Genomic DNA, 20,276 nt, shown 5'->3' with positions numbered 1-20,276 from the left:
ACAGGACATGAGCGAAGCACTCCAGTCCCTCCTCGACCTGCTCGACCTCGAGCGGATCGAGGAGGACATCTACCGCGGCCACTCCCGCTCCGCCGTCGTCCCCCGGGTCTTCGGCGGGCAGGTGGCCGCCCAGGCCCTGGTGGCCGCCGGGCGCACGGTCCCCGAGGACCGGTTCGCGCACTCCCTGCACGCGTACTTCCTGCGCCCCGGCGACCCCGGCGCGCCCATCGTCTACAACGTCGACCGCCTGCGCGACGGCCGCTCCTTCACCACCCGCCGGGTGGTCGCCGTCCAGCACGGCAAGCCGATCTTCGGCCTGTCGGCGTCCTTCCAGACGTACGAGGAGGGCCTGGACCACCAGGCCCCGATGCCGCCCGCCCCGGACCCGGCGACCCTGCCCACCGGCGAGGAGCGGCTGCGGAGCTACCCGCACCTGCCCGCCGAGACCGTGGAGCGGTTCCTCGAGGCCCGGGCCGCCGTCGACCTGCGCTACGTCGACGACCCGCCCTTCGGGAACTTCGGCGAGCCGCGCGAACCGCACTCCCAGGTGTGGTTCCGCACCAACGGCAAGCTCGCCGACGATCCGCTCCTGCACGTCGTGCTCGCCACGTACGTCTCCGACATGACCCTCCTGGACTCCGTGCTGCTCGCGCACGGCCGGGGCGGCTGGGCCGTCGGGGACGTCGTCGGGGCCTCGCTGGACCACGCCATGTGGTTCCACCGGCCGTTCCGCGCCGACGAGTGGCTGCTGTACGACCAGCAGTCGCCGTCCGCGTCCGGCGGCCGGGGCCTCGGCCAGGCCCGCATCTACACGCAGGACGGGCGGCTCGCCCTCTCGGTCATCCAGGAAGGCGTGGTCCGCGTCCCGCGGGAGCGCTGAGCGGAACGCCGCGGACACGGGCGGCGGGCACCTCCACGGGTGCCCGCCGCCTTCGTCGTGCCGTGGCCCGGACCGGCGTCACTCGCCGAGCCCCGCCTCCGCCAGCAGGTACGCCGTCATCGGGTCGTAGTAGCGCGGGCTGACCACGTGGTCGTCCAGCGGCACGGTGACCTGGACGGTCCCCTCGGACTCGGCGAGGAACAGCGCGGGGTCGTTGCAGTCGGCGTATCCCACGGAGTCGACTCCGTGCTGACCGGCGTAACCGGCCCAGCCGTGGTCGGCGACGACCAGGTCCGGCAGCGGGCGGCCCGCGCGCTCCAGGCCGGTCAGGATGGCCTTCATCGGCTCCCCGGAGTGCGTGTGCCACAGCGAGGCACCGTGCTCCAGCACCGCCACGTCCGCGAACTGCTGGACGTAGCCTTCCTCCGTCGTCAGCCCCTCCGGGATCACGACGATCTCGCAGCCGGCGGCGCGCAGCGCGGCGGCCGTGGCGCGGTGCACGTCGAGCAGCCCGCCCGGGTGGCCGGTGGCGAACAGCACCCGCTGCCCGCCGTCCGCGGCCTTGCGCAGCCGCCCGGCCATGCGCTCCAGCGCGGCCACGGTCAGCTCGGGGTCGATGGTGTCCTGCCCGTACCGGTACTCCGGGTCGTCGTTGACGCCGACCCGCTCCGCCATCACCGCGAGCACGTCCTGCTCGTCGGTCCAGCGGTCGCCCAGCTCCAGACCGAGCCAGTAGTTGCGGTCGCCGTTCGCCAGCTTCCGGTAGTGGGAGAGGTTGTTCTCGCGGGGCGTGGCGACGTCGCCCGCGATACGGGTTCTGACGAGGTGTTCGGCGAGTTCGGCGCGGCTGGGTGTCCCGGGTATCGGCATGGCTCCATTGTGGAGCAGCCACCTGTCCGCGTCTGCCGGGTATCGCCCGCTGGGACGCGGGTCACCCGCCCCGCCGGGTCACAGCCTGCGCAGCGCGAACCACAGCTCCATCCGTACGTCCGCGTCGTCGAGGTCGGCGTCCAGCAGGGCCGCGCAGCGGGCGACGCGCTGACGGACGGTGTTGCGGTGCACGGACAGGGCGACGGCGGTGCGGTCCCAGCTGCCGTGCAGGGACAGCCAGGCGCGCAGCGTCTCCGTCAGCGCCGGCACGGCCGTGATCGGCGCGAGCAGCGCACGGGCGTGCGCGTCGGCCTCGGCGTCCGGGACCAGGTCGGCGAGGGCGGGCCGCGCGGCATGCCGCACCAGCGGCACCCGGGTGGCCCGAGCCCGCGCCAGCGCCCGCGCCGCCTGCGCGTCGGCTGCCGCCCACTCGGCGGGCACGACGGCGGCACTGACACCCAGCGTCCACCCCCGCTGCGGCGACAGCCCGGCACCGGCCGGGGCGCCCGGTCCGGCGGGGGCCCCGGTCCGGGGCGTGGTGGTGGGGGTGCCGGGTCCGGTGGGGGTTCCTGTCCGGGGCGTGGTCGTCGGGGCGCCGGGGTCTGCGGCGTCCCTTGGCCCGGCGGGGGTGCTCGGTGCGGTGACCGCCTCGGCCTCCCGCTGCTCCGGCGGGACGCCGGCCGCCGGGCCGGGGCCGCCCGGTGTCTCCGGCGCCGCCGGGACCAGGACCCGTACGACGTCGTCGGACGGGTCGACCAGCGGGGAGCCCAGCGCAGCGCCCAGCGCGGAGGCCGCCACCGGGTCGGGGCAGCCGGAGTCCGGCCGGGCGTGCACGACGTGCCAGCGGGTGTCCGCACCGCCGTCGAGCAGGGGTGCGACCTCCTCGGGGCGCGCGCCCAGCAGCAGCCGCACCAGCGCGGACGAGCGCGCCGCGCCCGTGCCGCTCTGGTGCTCGCCGGTGAGCAGGGAGAGCAGCACCGCGGCGACCGAGGCGATGGTGTGGTCCCCGGACTCCCGCTGCGGGGCCGCGACCCCGAGCACGAAACCTCCGCCGGTGCCGAGGGCGTAGGCCGCCAGACGGGTACCGGCGACCGTGTCGGTGGCGGTCGTGGAGGTCCGGCTGGTGACGAACCGGGCCAGCTTCGCCAGGGCCCCCCGCGCCTCGTCCCCCGGCTCCCGCCCCGCCGCCGCGATCTCGACGCCCTCCGGCCCGTACAGCACCGCCCGGCCGTCGAGCCGCGCGGCCAGCCGGCGCAGCACCGACGGCACCGGGTCGGGCCGGGACGCCGCGGCGGCCAGTTGCCGCTGGGCCTCGGACACCCGCCGCAGCTCGGCCAGCCGCGCCCGCGCCATCAGCTGCCACACGGCGCGCGCCACGCCGGAGAACGTCGTCTGCGGCGGCACCTCCACCAGCGGCAGCCCGTGCACCTCGCAGGCCGCGACCAGCGCCCGCGGCACCGTGTCGTGCACCGGCGCCACCCCGAAGCCGAGGGCGGCGCCGCCCGCCGCCACGATCCGGGCGACGTACGCGTCGAAGTAGCCCTCCGTCCCCGCCCCCGGGGGAATGTGCACGCCGGCCGTCAGCAGCAGCTCGCCGCCCAGCAGATAGGGGTAGGGGTCGGCCATCTCGGAGGTGTGCGCCCAGTGGATCGCCACCTCCGCCGCCGGGGGCCCGGTGATCTGGCGCAGGGCGAGGTCCTCGCGGGACAGCAGAGCCGCGAGGGACACGGGAGGCGTGGGCGGAGCGACCGTCTCCTGCATGATGGACACTCCCTCCACTCCGGCCGGTCCGAATGGATGGAACGTACACTTCGCAGCTGCTTTTCGGCCACCTAGTGTCAATCCGGACCGGAACTCCCACCGGGATCGGACCGGCTCCGCGGGTACGGGCGGATGTCCCCGCGAGGCGCCAACCGGACAGTCCGTCCGGGACAACTCCCATCAGCACGACACGCCACCGATGAGTGCGCGAAGGAGGCCCCCTCATGGCCGTCGACTACACAGTGATCGTCGTCTATCTCGCCGGCATGCTCGCCATGGGCTGGTGGGGCATGCGCCGCGCCAAGTCCAAGAGCGACTTCCTCGTCGCCGGGCGCCGGCTCGGCCCCGCGATGTACTCGGGCACCATGGCGGCGATCGTCCTCGGCGGCGCGTCCACCATCGGCGGCGTCGGCCTCGGCTACCAGTACGGCCTCTCCGGCGCCTGGATGGTCGTCACCATCGGCCTCGGCCTGCTCGCCCTGTCGCTGTTCTTCTCCGCACGCATCGCCCGGCTGAAGGTCTACACCGTCTCCGAGATGCTGGACCTGCGCTACGGCGGCAAGGCCGGCGTCATCTCGGGCCTGGTCATGTGGGCGTACACGCTGATGCTGGCCGTCACCTCCACCATCGCCTACGCCACGATCTTCGACGTCCTCTTCGACGTGAACCGCACCCTCGCGATCATCCTGGGCGGCACGATCGTCGTCGCCTATTCCACCCTCGGCGGCATGTGGTCCATCACGCTCACCGACATGGTGCAGTTCGTGGTGAAGACCATCGGCGTCCTGCTCCTGCTGCTGCCCATCGCCGTCGTCAAGGCGGGCGGCTTCGGCGAGATGAAGGCCCAGCTGCCCACCTCGTACTTCGACCCGCTCGGCGTCGGCGGCGAGACGATCTTCACCTACGTCCTGATCTACACCTTCGGCATGCTCATCGGGCAGGACATCTGGCAGCGCGTCTTCACCGCGGGCAGCGACCGCACCGCCAAGTGGGGCGGCACCGTCGCCGGCACCTACTGCCTGGTCTACGCCGTCGCCGGCGCCGTCATCGGCACGGCCGCCAAGGTCCTCTACCCCAAGCTCGCCAGCCCCGACGACGCCTTCGCCACCATCGTCAAGGACGAACTCCCCGTCGGTGTGCGCGGCCTGGTGCTGGCCGCCGCCCTGGCCGCGGTGATGTCCACGTCCTCCGGCGCCCTCATCGCCTGCGCCACCGTCGCCAACAACGACATCTGGTCCCGGCTGCGCGGCGTGATGCGCAAGGCGGACGAGGAGCACGACGAGGTCAAGGGCAACCGCGCCTTCATCCTCGTCATGGGCCTCGCCGTGATCGGCACCGCGATCGCCCTGAACAACGTGGTCGAGGCGCTCACCGTCGCCTACAACCTCCTCGTCGGCGGCCTCCTCGTGCCCATCCTCGGCGGACTGCTGTGGAAGCGCGGCACCGCACAGGGCGCCCTCGCCGCCGTCGCGGTCGGCGGCCTCGCCGTCGTCGGCCTCATGGCCGGCTACGGCATCCTCGCCAACGAACCCGTCTACTACGGCCTGCTGGCCTCCCTGGCCGTCTACGTCGTCGTCTCCCTGGCGACCCGGCCCACCGACGCGGCCGTCCTGGCCGCCTGGCGCGAACGTCTCGCCGGCCGCGCCCCCGAATCCGCACCCGAACCGGTACCGGCCCACCAGTAGAGTCGTACCGAGCGGTACAGAGCAGTAAATACGCGAAGAAGCGTAAGAAGGAAGGCAATTCATGAGCAGCAACGAGACGCCCCGCGGCCCCGTCGACTCCTCCCGCGTCCCGCGGTACGCCGGGCCCGCGACCTTCGCCCGGCTGCCCCGCCTGGACGAGGTCGGCACCGCCGACGTCGCCGTGGTGGGCGTGCCGTTCGACTCCGGCGTCTCGTACCGGCCCGGCGCCCGGTTCGGCGGCAACGCCATCCGCGAGGCGTCCCGGCTGCTGCGCCCGTACAACCCGGCGCAGGACGCCTCCCCCTTCGCCCTCGCCCAGGTCGCCGACGGCGGCGACATAGCGGTGAACCCGTTCAACATCAACGAGGCCGTCGAGACGATCGAGGCCGCCGCCGACGACCTGCTCGGCACGGGCGCCCGCCTGATGACCCTGGGCGGCGACCACACCATCGCCCTGCCGCTGCTGCGCTCGGTGGCCAAGAAGCACGGCCCGGTCGCCCTGCTGCACTTCGACGCCCACCTGGACACCTGGGACACCTACTTCGGCGCCGAGTACACCCACGGCACGCCGTTCCGGCGCGCGGTCGAGGAGGGCATCCTCGACACGGAGGCGCTCTCCCACGTGGGCACCCGCGGCCCGCTGTACGGCAAGAAGGACCTGACCGACGACGAGAAGATGGGCTTCGGCATCGTCACCTCCGCCGACGTCTACCGCCGCGGCGCCGACGAGATCGCCGACCAGCTGCGGCAGCGCATCGGCGACCGTCCGCTGTACATCTCCATCGACATCGACTGCCTGGACCCGGCCCACGCGCCCGGCACCGGCACCCCCGAGGCCGGCGGCATGACCTCCCGCGAGCTGCTGGAGATCCTGCGCGGCCTGGCCTCCTGCAACCTGGTGTCGGCGGACGTCGTCGAGGTGGCCCCCGCGTACGACCACGCGGAGATCACGTCGGTGGCGGCCTCCCACACCGCGTACGAACTGACCACGATCATGTCCCGCCAGATCGCGCAGGAGAAGGCAGCGAAGTGACTCACGACCACGACCTGGTACTGCGTCCGACCGCCGACCAGACGGAGGCGGCCCTCAACCCTCCCCCCGGCCGCAACGGCGGAGACCTGGTCGTGGAGACCCTGGCCGGGCTCGGCGCGACGACCGTCTTCGGCCTGCCCGGCCAGCACGCCCTCGGCATGTTCGACGCCCTGGGCCGCTCCGACCTGCGCTACATCGGCCTGCGGGTGGAGAACAACGCCGGTTTCGCCGCGGACGCCTACGGCCGGATCACCGGCGAGGCGGCCCCGCTGCTCCTGTCGACCGGCCCCGGAGCCCTCACCTCGCTGGCCGCGCTCCAGGAGGCGCGGGCGGCCTCGGCCCCCGTCCTGGCGATCAGCAGCCAGATCCCGACGGCCGGGCTGGGCGGCGGCCGGCACGGCTATCTGCACGAACTCCCGGACCAGGCGGCCTCGTTCCGGGGCGTGGTGAAGTCCGTCCACACGGTCCGCACCCAGTCCCAGATCCCGTCGGCGATCGCCGAGGCGTGGACGTCGGCGCTGACCGTCCCGCACGGACCGGTGTGGGTGGAGATCCCGCAGGACGTCCTGCTGGCCGAGACGTCGATCCCGCAGGTCACCGGCGGCGACGCCCTCCCCGGGGAGCTGCCTCCGCGCCCCGAACTGACGGCGGTCGCCGCCGACCTGCTGACCCGCGCGGAACGCCCCGCGATCATCGCGGGCGGGGGAGTGGTCCGCGCGGACGCCTCGGGCAAGCTGAGGCAGCTCGCGGAACGGCTCCAGGCCCCGGTCGTGACGACCTTCGGCGGCAAGGGCGCGTTCCCGTGGACGCACCCCCTCTCGCTGCAGTCCTGGCTGGAGGACCGCCACACGACCGACTTCCTGGAGGACGCGGACGTCCTGCTGGTGGTCGGCTCGGGCCTCGGCGAACTCTCCTCGAACTACCACACGTTCGCGCCGCGCGGCCGGGTGATCCAGATCGAGGCGGACCTCGGCAAGCTGGAGTCCAACCACCCGGCCCTGGGCATCCACGCCGACGCCCGCCTCGCCCTCCAGGCGCTGCTGGAGACGGTGGGCGAACGGCACGACCCGACGGCCCCGGAGCGCGTGCGGACCCTGCTGGACAAGGTCGCCGAACGCATCGCCGCCCAGGAACTCACCCTGGAGCAGGACGTCCTGGCGGCCGTCCGCAGGGCCCTCCCGGCCGGCGCGCCGTCCTTCTGGGACATGACGATCCTGGCCTACTGGGCCTGGTCGGCCTTCGACGCCGGGTCCCCCAACACCATGCACTCGGCCCAGGGCGCCGGCGGCCTCGGCTACGGCTTCCCGGCGGCCCTGGGAGCGGCGGCCGCCGACCCCACCCACCCGGTGCTGGCGGTCTCGGGGGACGGCGGCGCCCTGTACTCCATCGCCGAACTGGCCACCGCCCGCCAGTACGACCTGAACGTCACCTGGCTGATCGTCGACGACGGCGGCTACGGCATCCTGCGCGAGTACATGACGGACGCCTTCGGCCGGCCGACGGCGACGGAACTGACCCGCCCGGACTACGTGGCCCTGGCCGAGTCCTTCGGTGTGCCGGGCGTGCGCACGTCACCCGAGACCCTGGAGGCCGACCTGGCGAAGGCCCTGGCCGCCCCCGGCCCCTCGGTGGTCGTGCTCCCGGCCGTCCTGCGCATGTTCGCCCCGACGCACCTGGGCTGAACGGGCGCCGGGACTACGAGATGGCCCGCAGCCGGCCGTGCCTCCGCAGGCCGCGCAGCCGTTCGACGGCGAGGGCCGTCTCCTCGTCCGCGGGCAGCAGGACGAGCAACTGCTGTGCGTCCGAGGAGAGGTCGAGCGTCTCGCGGCGCAGCCGGAGCCCGCATCCGGAGGGGTGGTCGAGCCGCAGTACGCCACGCGGCGGCACCACGTGCCGGTTCAGGCGCCCGGTGAAGTCGGGGCCGGCGAGGGGTGCGAGCTCCGCGATCAGCCACTCCGCGTTCTCGATCGACGGGCCGAGCCACAGGTCGAAGGCCTGCTCGTCGGCGACGTCGTCCCACGAGGCGAAGAACGTCCTGGCGCGGGCGTCGGTGAAGACGTAGCGGGTGAGGTTCGGTACGTCCGCCTCCAGCAGCCCCGAGCCGTCGGTCACGGCTTCGAAGGCGTCGGTCCACGCGAGCAGGTCGCCCAGCCGGTTGGTCACCACGGCGATGCCCGGTTCGAGGAGGCGCAGCGTCTCCAGAACGGAGGGGCGGACCTCCCGGCGCGGCGGCTCGGCCCGCGCGTGGGCGACGCACTCCCCGCCGGTGATCTTCGCGAGGTAGCGCAGGTGGCCGCGTTCGGCCGGGTCCAGGGCGAGGGCGTCGGCGAGCGCGTTCAGCACCGCGACCGAGGGATTGCGGTCCCGGCCCTGCTCGATGCGGGTGAGGTACTCGACGCTGACCCCGGCCCGGAGGGCGACGTCCGAGCGTCGCAGCCCCGGTGACCTGCGGCGGCCGTGATCGGGCAGGCCCAGTGACTCGGGCTGGATGCTGTCGCGCCTGGTCCGGAGGAAATCCCCCAACGGTGTCCCCATGCCTGGAGCCTAGGGCGCCGCCGGCCGTGCCCGGGGAGCTCAGGGTGGCCCTGCCGGGGCCAGCCTGAGCATGGTCTGGCTGCGCCCGCACCGGGAACCGACAGTGGACGGCATGGAGAACACCAAGCACAGGCTCGTGGTCGTCGTCGGAAGTGTCCGTGAGGGACGGTTCGGTCCCGTGGTCGGCTCGTGGGTCGCCGAACAGGCCCGTGAACACGGCGGGTTCGAGGTCGAGGTCGTCGACCTGGCCGACATCGACATCCCGCTCGCCCTGCCCGCGGCGTCGCCGAAGTACGCCGGCGACGACTATCCCCGTCCGGCCGGCATGGCGGCCCTCACGGCGGCCCTGGAGAGCGCGGACGCGTTCATCGTGGTCACGCCCGAGTACAACCACAGTTACCCGGCGTCCCTGAAGGCGGCCATCGACTGGCACTTCACCCAGTGGACGGCCAAGCCGGTCGCCTTCGTCAGCTACGGCGGCGCGGCGGGCGGCCGGCACGCGGTGCTGCACCTGGAGAACGTGCTGACCGAACTGCACGCGGTGACCGTCCGCGACGGTCTCGCCTTCCCGAACTACTTCACCGCCTGGCAGGACGGACAGCCGCTCGACCCCGAGGCCCCCGGCTACGCGAAGACCCTGCTGGAGCAGCTGGCCTGGTGGGCGGGGGCGCTCCGCACGGCCCGCGAGACCGCCCCCTACCCGGCGTGAAGGACGCCTACCAGATCGCCTCGACCCACTCCGGGTGGTCGACGAACGGGTTGCGGTTGTGCTGGTAGGTGTCGTAGATGACCTGGTTGCGGCGCTCCTCGAAGGCGTCCGGCGGGTCCTCGTCGTTCCACTGCTTGAGCACCGCCAGCTTCCCGATGTACGGGTTGCTGCCGTTGTTCACGCTGCTGTTGACCTCCAGGTCGGCCCAGCCGTCGCCGCCCTCGTAGCGGACCGCCATGTAGAAGATCATGCGGGCCACGTCGCCCTTGACCGCGTCCCGGGGTTCGAAGGAGTCGGAGTCGGTGAGGCTGCCGCCGCCGTTGCTCACGGCGCTGCCGCCGTTGTCGAAGTCCTTGTTGCCCCGGACGCCGTTGACCTGGACGTCCTCGGGACGCAGATGGTGCAGGTCGGTGCCGGGACCGGTGGAGGTGCCGAAGTCGCCGTGCGACTTGGCCCAGACGTGCTCGCGGTTCCAGTCGCCGGTGTCCCCGCCGTTGAGGGACTTGCTGCGGGAGACGCCCGAGTAGAGCAGGACCACGTTGTTGCTGTTGGCCGGGTCCTGGTCGGTGACCTTGAGCGCGTCCCAGACGGCCGAGTACGAGATCTTCGTCTGGCTGCTGATGATCGTGTGCAGGGAGGCCTTGAGACCGGCCCCCGTCTTGCCGATCGCGCTCTTGTAGTACGTCGTGTCGTAGTCGTTCGTGGTGGCCGTGGCAGGGGTCGCGGTCAGGGACGGCGCGGCGAGGCCGGCGAGGAGGGCGGCCGCGGCGAGAGCCACCGCTTTCCGGCGCCGGCCTGCGGATATGCGTATCGCGAGCATGTGGGGTGTCCGATCTACGCGGGGTCTACGCGGGTTGATGTCCGAGTGATACCGCAGAGAGTGACATGGACATGCGGCCAGCAGCGTGAAGGGAAGGTGGCGATTGCGTGACGAGCGCCCGCCCTCCTCACGGCCCCCGCGGCGGCCGCCCGATTGTTGCGGCGGGATGAAATCTCCGCTCGCCCGTGTTGGTGCCTTGCGGTAGATCAGGTGAGCAGGACGACCGACCGGAGGACACCGCGTGGACGCGCAACGGGGATGGGCACGACGACTGGCGGGGTACGCCTGGCGGTACCCCAAGGACGTCGTCCTCGCCCTCGGGGCCTCCCTCGGCGGCATGGCCGTCATGGCCCTCGTCCCGCTGATCACCAAGGTGATCATCGACGACGTCATCGGCGACAAGAGCAGGGACATGGCCACCTGGGCCGGTGTCATGATCGGCGCCGCGCTCGTCGTCTACGGCCTCACCTACGTGCGCCGCTACTACGGCGGCCGGCTCGCCCTCGACGTGCAGCACGACCTGCGCACGGACATGTACGGCACGATCACCCGGCTCGACGGGCGGCGGCAGGACGAGCTGTCCACCGGCCAGGTGGTCGGACGGGCGACGAGCGACCTCCAGCTGATCCAGGGCCTGCTGTTCATGCTCCCGATGACCATCGGGAACGTCCTGCTCTTCCTGATGTCCCTGGGGATCATGGCGTGGCTCTCGCCGCCGCTGACGCTGGTCGCCGTCGCCGTCGCGCCCGCCCTGTGGTTCATCGCCCGCCGCAGCCGCACCCGCCTGCACCCCGCCACCTGGTACGCCCAGGCCCAGGCCGCCGCCGTCGCGGGCGTGGTCGACGGCTCGGTGAGCGGCGTCCGCGTGGTGAAGGGCTTCGGACAGGAGGAGCAGGAGACCGGGAAGCTCCGGGAGGTCGGCCGCCGGCTGTTCGCCGGGCGGCTGCGGACGATCAGGCTGAACGCCACCTACACCCCCGCCCTCCAGGCCGTGCCGGCCCTGGGACAGGTCGCCATGCTCGCCCTCGGCGGCTGGCTGGCGGTGCGCGGGCACATCACCCTCGGTACGTTCGTCGCCTTCTCCACCTATCTGGCCCAGCTCGTCGGCCCGGTCCGGATGCTCGCCATGGTCCTCACCGTCGGCCAGCAGGCCCGCGCCGGCACCGAACGCGTCCTGGAGCTGATCGACACCGAGCCGTCCCTGACCGACGGCACCAAGGAACTCCCGGCCGACGCGCCCGCCACCGTCGAGTTCGACGACGTGTCGTTCGGCTACGACCCCGGCCGGCCCGTCCTCGACGGCCTCTCCTTCGAGATCCGGCCCGGCGAGACCCTCGCCGTCGTCGGCTCCTCCGGCTCCGGCAAGTCCACCGTGTCCCTGCTCCTGCCGCGCTTCTACGACGTGACGCACGGCGCCGTCCTGGTCGGCGGTCACGATGTGCGGGAGCTGACCCTCGACTCGCTGCGGGCCGCGATCGGGCTGGTGCCCGAGGACTCCTTCCTCTTCTCCGACACCGTGCGCGCCAACATCGCCTACGGCCGTCCCGACGCCACCGACGAGGAGATCGAGACCGCCGCCCGGGCCGCGCAGGCCCACCGGTTCATCACCGAGCTGCCCGACGGCTACGACACCACCGTCGGCGAGCACGGCCTGACCCTCTCCGGCGGCCAGCGCCAGCGCGTCGCGCTCGCCCGCGCGATCCTCACCGACCCCAGGCTGCTGGTCCTCGACGACGCCACGTCCGCCGTGGACGCCCGCGTCGAGCACGAGATCCACGAGGCGCTCGCCCAGGTCATGCGGGGCCGTACGACCCTGCTGATCGCCCACCGCCGCTCCACCCTGGGCCTCGCCGACCGCATCGCCGTCCTCGACCAGGGCCGTCTCGCCGACATCGGCACCCACGAGGAGCTCCAGGAACGCTCGGCGCTCTACCGCCGCCTGCTCACCGACCCGGACGAGCTCGGCGGCGTCTCGCCCGGCCACGCCCGGCCCGCAGAGGAGCCGGAGGACACCTCCGTGCGCGACGAGCTGGACGCCGAGTTCGACGCCGAGCGCGGGGTCACCCCACGGCTGTGGACCGGCGACCGCGCGCCCAAGGACACCGCCCTCGCCGGCACCCCGGCCACACCCGAGCTGCTCGCCCAGGTCGACGCCCTGCCCCCGGCCACCGACACCCCGGACATCGACGAGTCGCGTGCCGTGCTGCCGGAGCGGTCGTACGGCCTGCGGCGCCTCCTGAACGGCTTCGGGCGCCCGCTGCTCATCAGCCTCGCCCTGGTCGCCGTCGACGCGGGCGTGGGCCTGCTGCTGCCGGTCCTGATCCGGCACGGCATCGACGACGGCGTCACCCGGCTCGCCCTCGGCGCGGTCTGGGCGGCCTCGCTGCTCGGCCTGCTCGCCGTGCTCGCCCAGTGGGCGGCGCAGACCGGCGAGATCCGCATGACCGGACGCACGGGCGAGCGGATCCTGTACTCCCTGCGCCTGAAGATCTTCGCCCAGCTCCAGCGGCTCGGCCTGGACTACTACGAGCGCGAGCTGACCGGCCGGATCATGACCCGGATGACCACGGACGTCGACGCCCTGTCGACCTTCCTCCAGACGGGCCTGGTCACCGCCTTCGTCTCGGTCGTCACCTTCTTCGGCATCATGGTCGCCCTGCTGGTGATCGACGTGCAGCTCGCCCTGATCGTCTTCGCGACGCTGCCGCCGCTGATCCTCGCCACGTTCTTCTTCCGCCGGGCCAGTGTGAAGGCGTACGAACTGGCCCGTGAGCGGGTGTCGGCGGTCAACGCCGACCTCCAGGAGTCGGTGGCCGGGCTGCGGATCGTGCAGGCGTTCCGGCGCGAGCGCGACGGCGGCCGCCGGTTCGCCGAGCGCAGCGACAGCTACCGGCAGGCCCGCATCCGGGGCCAGTGGCTGATCTCGGTCTACTTCCCGTTCGTGCAGCTGCTGTCCACGGCGGCGGCCGCCGCCGTGCTGGTGGTCGGCGGCACACGGATCGACGACGCGACGCTGACGACCGGCGCGCTGGTGGCCTACCTGCTCTACATCGACCTGTTCTTCGCGCCCGTCCAGCAGCTCTCCCAGGTCTTCGACGGCTACCAGCAGGCGACCGTCTCCCTCGGCCGGATCCAGGAGCTGCTGCGCGAGCCCACCTCCACCGAGGCGGCCGACAAGCCGCTCGAGGTGCCGTCCCTGCGCGGCGAGATCGCCTTCGAGGGCGTGCGCTTCCGGTACGGCGACGAGGAGGAGGCCCTCACCGGCATCGACCTGCGCATCCCCGCCGGGCAGACCGTCGCGTTCGTCGGCGAGACCGGCGCGGGCAAGTCGACCCTGGTCAAGCTGGTCGCCCGGTTCTACGACCCGACGGCGGGACGGGTGACCGCCGACGGGCGGGACCTGCGCGACCTCGACCTCACCTCCTACCGGCACCGGCTGGGCGTCGTCCCGCAGGAGGCGTACCTCTTCCCGGGCACCGTCCGGGACGCCATCGCCTACGGACGTCCGGAGGCCACCGACGCCGAGGTGGAGGCGGCGGCGCGTGCGGTCGGCGCCCACGAGATGATCGCCACCCTGGAGGGCGGCTACCTCCACGAGGTCGCCGAGCGGGGCCGCAACCTGTCCGCCGGGCAGCGCCAGTTGATCGCGCTGGCCCGCGCCGAACTGGTCGACCCGGACGTCCTGCTCCTCGACGAGGCCACCGCGGCACTGGACCTGGCCACGGAGGCGCAGGTCAACCAGGCCACCGACCGGCTGGCGGGCCGCCGTACGACCCTGGTGGTGGCCCACCGGCTGACCACGGCCGCCCGCGCGGACCGGGTCGTCGTCATGGACCACGGGCGGGTCGTCGAGGACGGCACGCACGACGAACTGCTGGCACTCGACGGGCGGTACGCGCGGCTGTGGCGGACGTTCATCGGGGCGACCGAGCCGGAGGAGCCGGTCGGCGCCTCCCGCTGACGGCCACGCGCACTCGCGCAACCATTCGACCCGGGCCGTGCGTCCGTACATCCGTACGTCAGTGATCGCCGTACGGAAGGGGCCGCGGTGGGCAGGGGTGGTGCCGGAATACGCCGGTGGCTGACGGCCGGCGCGGCCGTACTGACCATGGCGGGATCTCTCGCGGTCGCGGCGCCCCACGAGGCGCAGGCGGCCACGGCGCCGTGCGGGGGCCGCAAGGTCCGCACGCTGCCGTTCGCCACCGGGTCCGTGCACGTGTACAAGCGCGGCGGCTACGTCTGCGCCGTCACCGTCCCCAGGAGGACCGGCACCGAGCGGCAGATGTCCGTCAGCGTGCAGGCGCGCGGCGGCCGGCCGGTCGTCGACGCGGGGCGCTACACCTACCGGGCCGGGCCGGTGACCGTGCACGCCGGACAGCGGTGCGTGTGGGTGCGGGGCGGGGTGGACCGGGGCGCCGTCAGCTCCGGCTGGATCCTCTGCTGAGACCGGACCGCGCCGGCCATTTCCTCATCTCCCCTGGTGTACGGGTGTGTTGCTCCGATAGCTTCCGGCGCACATCTGTTTCACAGGGAGGGTGCATGCGCAAGGCGCTCAGATGGCTGCTGGCGCTCGTGGTGCTCATAGGCACCGTCAGCACGGCGGGGGCGGCCACCGCCGCCGAGCCGAAGGCCGTCGACATCAAGGACCGGCTGCTGTCCATACCGGGCATGAGCCTGATCGAGGAGAAGCCGTACACCGGCTACCGCTTCTTCGTCCTGAACTACACGCAGCCGGTCGACCACCGGCACCCGTCCAAGGGCACGTTCCAGCAGCGGATCACCGTGCTGCACAAGGACGTGAGCCGCCCGACGGTGTTCTACACCGGCGGCTACAACGTCTCCACGAACCCGAGCCGGCGCGAGCCGACCCAGATCGTGGACGGCAACCAGGTCTCCATGGAGTACCGCTACTTCACGCCGTCCCGGCCCCAGCCGGCCGACTGGTCCAAGCTGGACATCTGGCAGGCGGCCAGCGACCAGCACCGCATCTTCCAGGCCCTCAAGCCGGTCTACTCCGAGAACTGGCTCTCCACGGGCGGCTCCAAGGGCGGCATGACCGCCACCTACTACGAGCGGTTCTATCCGCGCGACATGGACGGCGTCGTCGCCTACGTCGCGCCCAACGACGTGGTGAACAAGGAGGACTCGGCCTACGACCGCTTCTTCGCGACCGTCGGCACCGAAGAGTGCCGCGCCCGCCTGAACGGCGTGCAGCGCGAGGCGCTGGTGCGCCGGGCGCCGCTGGAGAAGAAGTACGCGGCGTACGCGGCGGAGAACGGCTACACCTTCGACACCATCGGCAGCCTGGACCGCGCGTACGAGGCCGTCGTCCTCGACTACGTGTGGGGCTTCTGGCAGTACAGCACCCTGAAGGACTGCGCCGGCATCCCGGCCGACGCCGTGAACGCCACCGACGACGCGATCTGGGACTCGGTGGACACCATCTCCGGCTTCTCCGCCTACACCGACCAGGGCCTGGAGACGTACACGCCGTACTACTACCAGGCGGGCACGCAGCTGGGCGCGCCGACGATCCGCTTCCCGCACATCGAGAAGAAGTACATCCGCTACGGCTACCAGCCGCCGCGCAACTTCGTGCCCCGGTCGATCCCGATGGAGTTCCAGCCGTGGGCCATGCGGGACGTCGACACCTGGGTGCGGCACAACGCCACCCACATGCTGTTCGTGTACGGCGAGAACGACCCGTGGGGCGCCGAGCGGTTCCGCCTCGGCCACGGGGCGCGTGACTCCTACGTCCTCACCGCCCCCGGCATGAACCACGGCGCCAACGTCGCCGGCCTGGTGCCCGAGCAGAAGGCCCTGGCCACCGCCCGCATCCTCGAGTGGGCCGGCGTCGCCTCCGCGACCGTCCAGGAGAACCCGTCGGCGGCCCGGCCGCTCGCGGCGTTCGACGCCAAGCTGGACAAGCGGGACGTGCGGCACGAGTCGACGCTGCGTCCGTAACACCGCCCGACGACCCGGCAGTCACGCCCGGCCGTTGTGCGCGCAGACGCTCACAGCGGCCGGGCGCAGCCCACCGGACGTTCGTCGTCTCCGAGGCGGACGAACAGGGCGGTCCCGGCCGGGCACTGCGCCCGGCGGGTGACCGCCTCGACCACCTCGTACTGGGGTTTCCGCTCGCCCTTGCCGTCGCAGGCGGTCTCGCGGACCTTCCCGTTCCCCGCGTCGTGGACGCAGTCGCCGACGATGGTGCGCGGGCCGCCCCCGCCCCCCGGATCGCCGGGGTGCGGGGGCTGGAGCGACCGCATGCAGGCATAGCCCTGGGTCACGGCCCCGTCCCCGTCCTCGTCGGCGGAGGGCCGCCGCTCGCTGATGTGCAGGACGAAGTCGGTGGTCGCCGGACAGGGCGGCCCGCCCGACGCCTTCCCGTCGTGCCGGGCCACGACCCGGGCCGCCGCCCGCTCGCCGGCGCACGGCACCTCGGTGAAGCTGACCGTCCCGAACGAGCTGCACTCGTCGACCGCCAGGAACACCGCCCCGTACCCGGACGGCCGGACGACCGCCGCCGACGGCGTCCGGTCGCCGAGCCGCCCGCTCGTCCCCGTCCCGCCGGACGACGGGCTCTGACAGCCCGCCAGCAGCCCGGCGAGCAGCGCCGAGAGCGCGCACAGCACGCCCGTGAACCGTCTTGCACGCATCGCCGTCCCCCCGGGTCCCCCGTCCAGCGTGACCCGCCGCAGCGGGCGCACGCCAGACGCGCGGGGTGCTTTGCGCACGGTGACGGTGAGCGCTCCCGGCGCGTGGCGTACGCCGCGCTACGCCCGGTACGACAGCCCGTGGCCGAGCGGGTACAGCACCGTCGCCGGATCGTCCGCCCGCACCACCGGCACGGGCAGCTTCCCGCGCGGCCGCACCCGCCCGGCGATGACCCGGGCAGCGGCCCGCACCTCGACGTCCGTCCACGAGTACGCGGCCAGGAAGGCGGGGACGCCGGGGAGCTGGGCCACGTCGTACGGGTTGCGGATGGCGACCGCGACCACCGGTCTCCCGGTCGCCAGCAGCCGGTTCACCAGCGTGCGCTGGCTGCTGCCCGCGGTGACGTTGTACGTGGCGACCACCACCGCGTCCACGTCCCCGGCGGCGGCGACCGCCCGGTCGATGGTCGCGGCGGACGGCGCGGTCCCGGTGGACAGGGCGGTGGCCGTGAAGCCGAGTTCGCCCAGCGCGCCCGCGAGCGCGGCCGTCGGCGGGCCCGTCGTGCCCGACGGGGAGGCGGGGTCGGCGCCGACGACGAGCAGCTTCGGGGTCCGGCGGCGGGACAGCGGCAGCAGGTTCCCCTCGTTGACCAGCAGGGTGGTGCTCCGCTCGGCGATCCGGTCGGCGGCGGCCAGGTGCCCCCGGGTGCCGACCGTGCGGTCCACGTCCCGGCTCCCGGTGTAGGCGTCCTCGAAGAGGCCCAGCCTGGCCTTCAGCCGCAGTACGCGCAGGATCGATTCGTCGAGCCGTGCCTCGGTCAGCTCGCCCTCGCGCACGGCCGTCAGGACCGCGTTCCAGGCGAGGTCCAGGTCCGGCGGGTTGAGGAGCTGGTCGACGCCCGCCTTCAGCGCCAGCACCGGCACCCGTTCGTCGCCGTACTTCGTCCGCACGCCCTCCATGCCGAGGGAGTCGGTGACCACGACCCCGTCGTAGCCGAGTTCCTCGCGCAGGATGCCGGTGAGGATCGGGCGGGACAGGGTGGCCGGGTCGCCGGAGTCGTCGAGCGCCGGGACCACGAGGTGGGCGGTCATGATCGCGTCGATGCCGGCCGCGATGGCCGCGCGGAACGGCGGCGCGTCCAGCTTCTCCCACTGCTCACGGCTGTGCGTGATGACCGGGAGACCGGTGTGGCTGTCGGTGGCCGTGTCCCCGTGCCCGGGGAAGTGCTTGGCGCACGCGGCGACCCCGGAGCCCTGGTACCCCGTCACCTCGGCGGCCACCAGTCCGGCCACCGCCTCGGGGTCGGCGCCGAGGGAGCGCACGCCGATCACGGGGTTGGCCGGGTTGACGTTCACGTCGGCATCCGGGGCGTAGTCCTGCCGGATGCCCATGGCGCGCAGCTCGGCGCCCGCGATCCGACCGAGGGTGCGGGCGTCGGACCGCGAGCCGTTCGCGCCGACCGCCATCGCGCCGGGGAACAGGGTCGCCGGCTCGCCCACGCGGGCCACTATCCCGTGCTCCTGGTCCGTGGAGATGAGCACCGGCAGCCCGCGCGGCAGCGACAGGGACGCCGCCTGGATGCCGTTGGACAGGCCGGCGATCTGGTGCGGGTCGCGGGTGTTGTGCGCCCAGGCGAAGTAGATGATGCCGCCGACCCGGTACTTGGCGACCAGTTCGGCGGCCGTGCGGACGCCGATCTCCTTGAGGTTGGCGTCGATGTCGGCCTGGTCGGGGGCGGTGGCGGAGTGGCCGTAGACCCGCATCACGAAGAGCTGGCCGACCTTCTCCTCGAGCGTCATGCCGGAGACGATGGCGCGGAGCCTGTCGTCGTCGGGCCGGCGCTGCCCGGCGTACGCGGTGCCGCCTGCCGCGAGCACCGCGGTGACGCCCGCGGTCGCGGCGAGGACGGTGCGTCTGGAGGGTCGTGCGGTGCTTCCCGTGCCGGCCGTGCTGCTGTCTTGCACGTGCGCTCCTTCCGGAGTGATCCGCTGCGGAATCGCTGGAGAGCTGCTGAAGGAAACTTCCAAGGAGTCACCAATATCCGGGAAGTTTCTGCCAGTCAAGGGAGCGCACACGAGTCGTCCCACCGGCCGGGGGAGGGAGGGCTCGGGGGCCGCCATCGGCGCACAGGGAGGGGGGCGCGCCGATGGCGGTGTGCTGCCGGCCGCGGTACGGAGGAGAGGGTGGTCAGCGATCGCAGCCAGCAGCGAGGCCGACACCGCACCGAGGAGACTCTTCCGGCAACGTGCGCATTGGACGAGCGGGGCCCGGCCCGGGTTCCCGCTCCGGGCCCCGGTTCCCGAAGTCGGTGCCGATGGGATCAGGGAGACAGCCGGGCCGAGGACGGGCCGGTGTGCGCGGAGACGGCCGGCCAGTGCGCGCGCAGGGCGCGCACGGTCTCCGCGATCGCCGGACGCCGGGCGGCCCCCGTGCGCCACAGCGCGTACAGCCGCCGTACGGGCATCGGGTCGAGCGGCACCTCCACCACCCCGGCGGGCAGCGGGCCGCGCCCCAGCCGGGGGATCACCGCGATGCCGAGCCCGGCGGCGACCAGGGCGACCAGCGTCGGGTTCTCGTCGGCCTGGTGGACGATGTCCGGCTCGTGCCCGGCCGTCCGCAGGGTCCGCACCAGCCAGTCGTGGCAGACCCGGCCGGGCGGCTGGCAGATCCAGCGCTGCCCGCCCAGCTCCTCCCGCCGCAGGGCTCCGCGCCCCGCGAAGGGGTGCCCCTCGGGGACGAGCAGATCGCACAGGTCCTCGCCGATCGGTGCCTGCTCCACGCCGGCCGGGGCGGGCAGCGGCGCGATGTCCCAGTCGTGGGCGACGACGAGGTCGACGGCGCCCTTCGCCACCAGGTCCACGGACAGGTGCGGGTCGGCCTCACTGAGCCGGGTGTCGAGCGCGGGGTGGCGTGCCGCCAGGTCGGCCAGCACGGGGGGCATCAGCCCGCGCGCCGCCGAGGGGAACGCGGCGATGGTCAGCCGCCCCGCCGGCACCCCGCGCCGCTCCTCCAGCTCGGTCTCCGTGCGCTCCACGATGGCCAAGAGTTCGCGGGCGGCGGCGGCCAGTTGACGCGCCTCGTCGGTGAGCCGCACGCCACGGCCCTCCCGCTCGAGGAGCACGGTCCTGGTCTCCCGTTCCAGCTTGGCGATCTGCTGGGAGACGGCGGACGGGGTGAAGCCGAGCGCGGCGGCGGCCGCCCCGACGGTGCCGTGCACGGAGACGGCGTGCAGGGCGCGCAGGCGCTGCAGGTCGAGCATGTCGGCTCCCGGAGGCGAAGAGTTAGTTCTGCTTCATCCAACCATGCAGCAATCATCGCTGGTGCTA

15 protein-coding genes are annotated in these 20,276 nt (G+C 73.1%); 8 read left to right on the top strand and 7 right to left on the bottom strand.

The features are described from left to right. The first annotated feature begins 7 nt into the window (after positions 1-7). A complete protein-coding gene (locus tag ACIRG6_RS03890; protein WP_225635075.1) occupies positions 8-880 on the top strand; it encodes an acyl-CoA thioesterase in 873 nt (290 codons plus the stop codon). 78 nt (positions 881-958) lie between these two features. Here the strand turns inward: ACIRG6_RS03890 and ACIRG6_RS03885 are convergent, their stop codons facing one another. After that, complete coding sequence (locus ACIRG6_RS03885; RefSeq protein ID WP_318219477.1) at positions 959-1,750, bottom strand: phosphatase; 792 nt, start codon at positions 1,748-1,750, stop codon at positions 959-961. A 78-nt stretch (positions 1,751-1,828) separates the two neighbouring features. Next, positions 1,829-3,511, bottom strand: a complete 1,683-nt coding sequence (locus ACIRG6_RS03880) for a PucR family transcriptional regulator (protein WP_403320546.1) — start codon at positions 3,509-3,511, stop codon at positions 1,829-1,831. 224 nt (positions 3,512-3,735) lie between these two features. Here ACIRG6_RS03880 and ACIRG6_RS03875 point away from each other — a divergent pair, with 224 nt between their 5' ends. From ACIRG6_RS03875 to ACIRG6_RS03865, 3 genes are all read left to right on the top strand, one after another. Continuing rightward, positions 3,736-5,196, top strand: a complete 1,461-nt coding sequence (locus tag ACIRG6_RS03875) for a sodium:solute symporter (RefSeq protein ID WP_364674627.1) — start codon at positions 3,736-3,738, stop codon at positions 5,194-5,196. Positions 5,197-5,257: 61 nt separating this feature from the next. Then, the gene (gene speB / locus ACIRG6_RS03870; RefSeq protein ID WP_350717935.1) at positions 5,258-6,229 is read left to right on the top strand and encodes an agmatinase; all 972 of its coding nucleotides are present in this window, start codon (positions 5,258-5,260) and stop codon (positions 6,227-6,229) included. Further along, a complete protein-coding gene (locus ACIRG6_RS03865) occupies positions 6,226-7,911 on the top strand; it encodes a thiamine pyrophosphate-binding protein (protein ID WP_403320544.1) in 1,686 nt (561 codons plus the stop codon). Before speB ends, ACIRG6_RS03865 begins: the two co-directional genes overlap by 4 nt. Positions 7,912-7,924: 13 nt before the next feature. Here the strand turns inward: ACIRG6_RS03865 and ACIRG6_RS03860 are convergent, their stop codons facing one another. Further along, a complete protein-coding gene (locus ACIRG6_RS03860) occupies positions 7,925-8,764 on the bottom strand; it encodes a helix-turn-helix domain-containing protein (RefSeq protein WP_403320541.1) in 840 nt (279 codons plus the stop codon). Positions 8,765-8,876: 112 nt separating this feature from the next. Between ACIRG6_RS03860 and ACIRG6_RS03855 the strand changes: the two genes are divergently transcribed. Then, positions 8,877-9,473, top strand: a complete 597-nt coding sequence (locus tag ACIRG6_RS03855; RefSeq protein WP_350717941.1) for an NADPH-dependent FMN reductase — start codon at positions 8,877-8,879, stop codon at positions 9,471-9,473. Between the two features lie 7 nt (positions 9,474-9,480). Here ACIRG6_RS03855 and ACIRG6_RS03850 read toward each other — a convergent pair whose 3' ends face one another. Further along, entirely contained in the window at positions 9,481-10,293 is an 813-nt protein-coding gene (locus ACIRG6_RS03850) for an endonuclease I family protein (protein ID WP_364819410.1), read from the bottom strand. Between the two features lie 241 nt (positions 10,294-10,534). On the opposite strand from ACIRG6_RS03850, the gene ACIRG6_RS03845 reads away from it, so the two are divergent. The 3 genes from ACIRG6_RS03845 (at position 10,535) to ACIRG6_RS03835 (ending at position 16,257) form a co-directional block, all read left to right on the top strand. Further along, positions 10,535-14,254: an ABC transporter ATP-binding protein gene (locus ACIRG6_RS03845; protein WP_403320538.1), complete on the top strand. Its 3,720-nt coding sequence runs from the start codon at positions 10,535-10,537 to the stop codon at positions 14,252-14,254. Between the two features lie 147 nt (positions 14,255-14,401). Beyond that, entirely contained in the window at positions 14,402-14,737 is a 336-nt protein-coding gene (locus ACIRG6_RS03840; RefSeq protein ID WP_364675051.1) for a hypothetical protein, read from the top strand. Between the two features lie 95 nt (positions 14,738-14,832). After that, on the top strand, positions 14,833-16,257 hold the full coding sequence (locus ACIRG6_RS03835; RefSeq protein ID WP_364674614.1) for a S28 family serine protease: 1,425 nt from the start codon (positions 14,833-14,835) through the stop codon (positions 16,255-16,257). A 50-nt stretch (positions 16,258-16,307) separates the two neighbouring features. On the opposite strand, the gene ACIRG6_RS03830 is transcribed toward ACIRG6_RS03835, so the two are convergent. The 3 genes from ACIRG6_RS03830 to ACIRG6_RS03820 form a co-directional block, all read right to left on the bottom strand. Continuing rightward, the gene (locus ACIRG6_RS03830) at positions 16,308-16,952 is read right to left on the bottom strand and encodes a hypothetical protein (RefSeq protein WP_364819409.1); all 645 of its coding nucleotides are present in this window, start codon (positions 16,950-16,952) and stop codon (positions 16,308-16,310) included. Positions 16,953-17,069: 117 nt separating this feature from the next. After that, entirely contained in the window at positions 17,070-18,914 is a 1,845-nt protein-coding gene (locus ACIRG6_RS03825; protein WP_403320535.1) for a glycoside hydrolase family 3 protein, read from the bottom strand. A gap of 356 nt (positions 18,915-19,270) precedes the next feature. Further along, positions 19,271-20,209 carry a LysR family transcriptional regulator gene (locus ACIRG6_RS03820; protein ID WP_364819408.1) on the bottom strand — a complete coding sequence of 313 codons (939 nt, stop codon included), beginning with the start codon at positions 20,207-20,209 and terminating at the stop codon, positions 19,271-19,273. Between the last annotated feature and the right edge of the window lie 67 nt (positions 20,210-20,276).

It is taken from the genome of Streptomyces flaveolus, from assembly GCF_044765825.1.
In the GTDB taxonomy this organism is placed as follows: domain Bacteria; phylum Actinomycetota; class Actinomycetes; order Streptomycetales; family Streptomycetaceae; genus Streptomyces; species Streptomyces flaveolus.
The sequence above is the reverse complement of the archived record's forward strand: the minus strand, read 5'-3'. Positions and strand labels throughout refer to the sequence as shown.

Coding starts and splice junctions, on each gene's coding strand:
- ACIRG6_RS03890 (WP_225635075.1), top strand. CDS start 8: ATGAGCGAAGCACTCCAGTCCCTCCTCGACCTGCTCGACCTCGAGCGG.
- ACIRG6_RS03885 (WP_318219477.1), bottom strand. CDS start 1,750: ATGCCGATACCCGGGACACCCAGCCGCGCCGAACTCGCCGAACACCTC.
- ACIRG6_RS03880 (WP_403320546.1), bottom strand. CDS start 3,511: ATGCAGGAGACGGTCGCTCCGCCCACGCCTCCCGTGTCCCTCGCGGCT.
- ACIRG6_RS03875 (WP_364674627.1), top strand. CDS start 3,736: ATGGCCGTCGACTACACAGTGATCGTCGTCTATCTCGCCGGCATGCTC.
- speB (WP_350717935.1), top strand. CDS start 5,258: ATGAGCAGCAACGAGACGCCCCGCGGCCCCGTCGACTCCTCCCGCGTC.
- ACIRG6_RS03860 (WP_403320541.1), bottom strand. CDS start 8,764: ATGGGGACACCGTTGGGGGATTTCCTCCGGACCAGGCGCGACAGCATC.
- ACIRG6_RS03855 (WP_350717941.1), top strand. CDS start 8,877: ATGGAGAACACCAAGCACAGGCTCGTGGTCGTCGTCGGAAGTGTCCGT.
- ACIRG6_RS03850 (WP_364819410.1), bottom strand. CDS start 10,293: ATGCTCGCGATACGCATATCCGCAGGCCGGCGCCGGAAAGCGGTGGCT.
- ACIRG6_RS03840 (WP_364675051.1), top strand. CDS start 14,402: ATGGCGGGATCTCTCGCGGTCGCGGCGCCCCACGAGGCGCAGGCGGCC.
- ACIRG6_RS03835 (WP_364674614.1), top strand. CDS start 14,833: ATGCGCAAGGCGCTCAGATGGCTGCTGGCGCTCGTGGTGCTCATAGGC.
- ACIRG6_RS03830 (WP_364819409.1), bottom strand. CDS start 16,952: ATGCGTGCAAGACGGTTCACGGGCGTGCTGTGCGCGCTCTCGGCGCTG.
- ACIRG6_RS03820 (WP_364819408.1), bottom strand. CDS start 20,209: ATGCTCGACCTGCAGCGCCTGCGCGCCCTGCACGCCGTCTCCGTGCAC.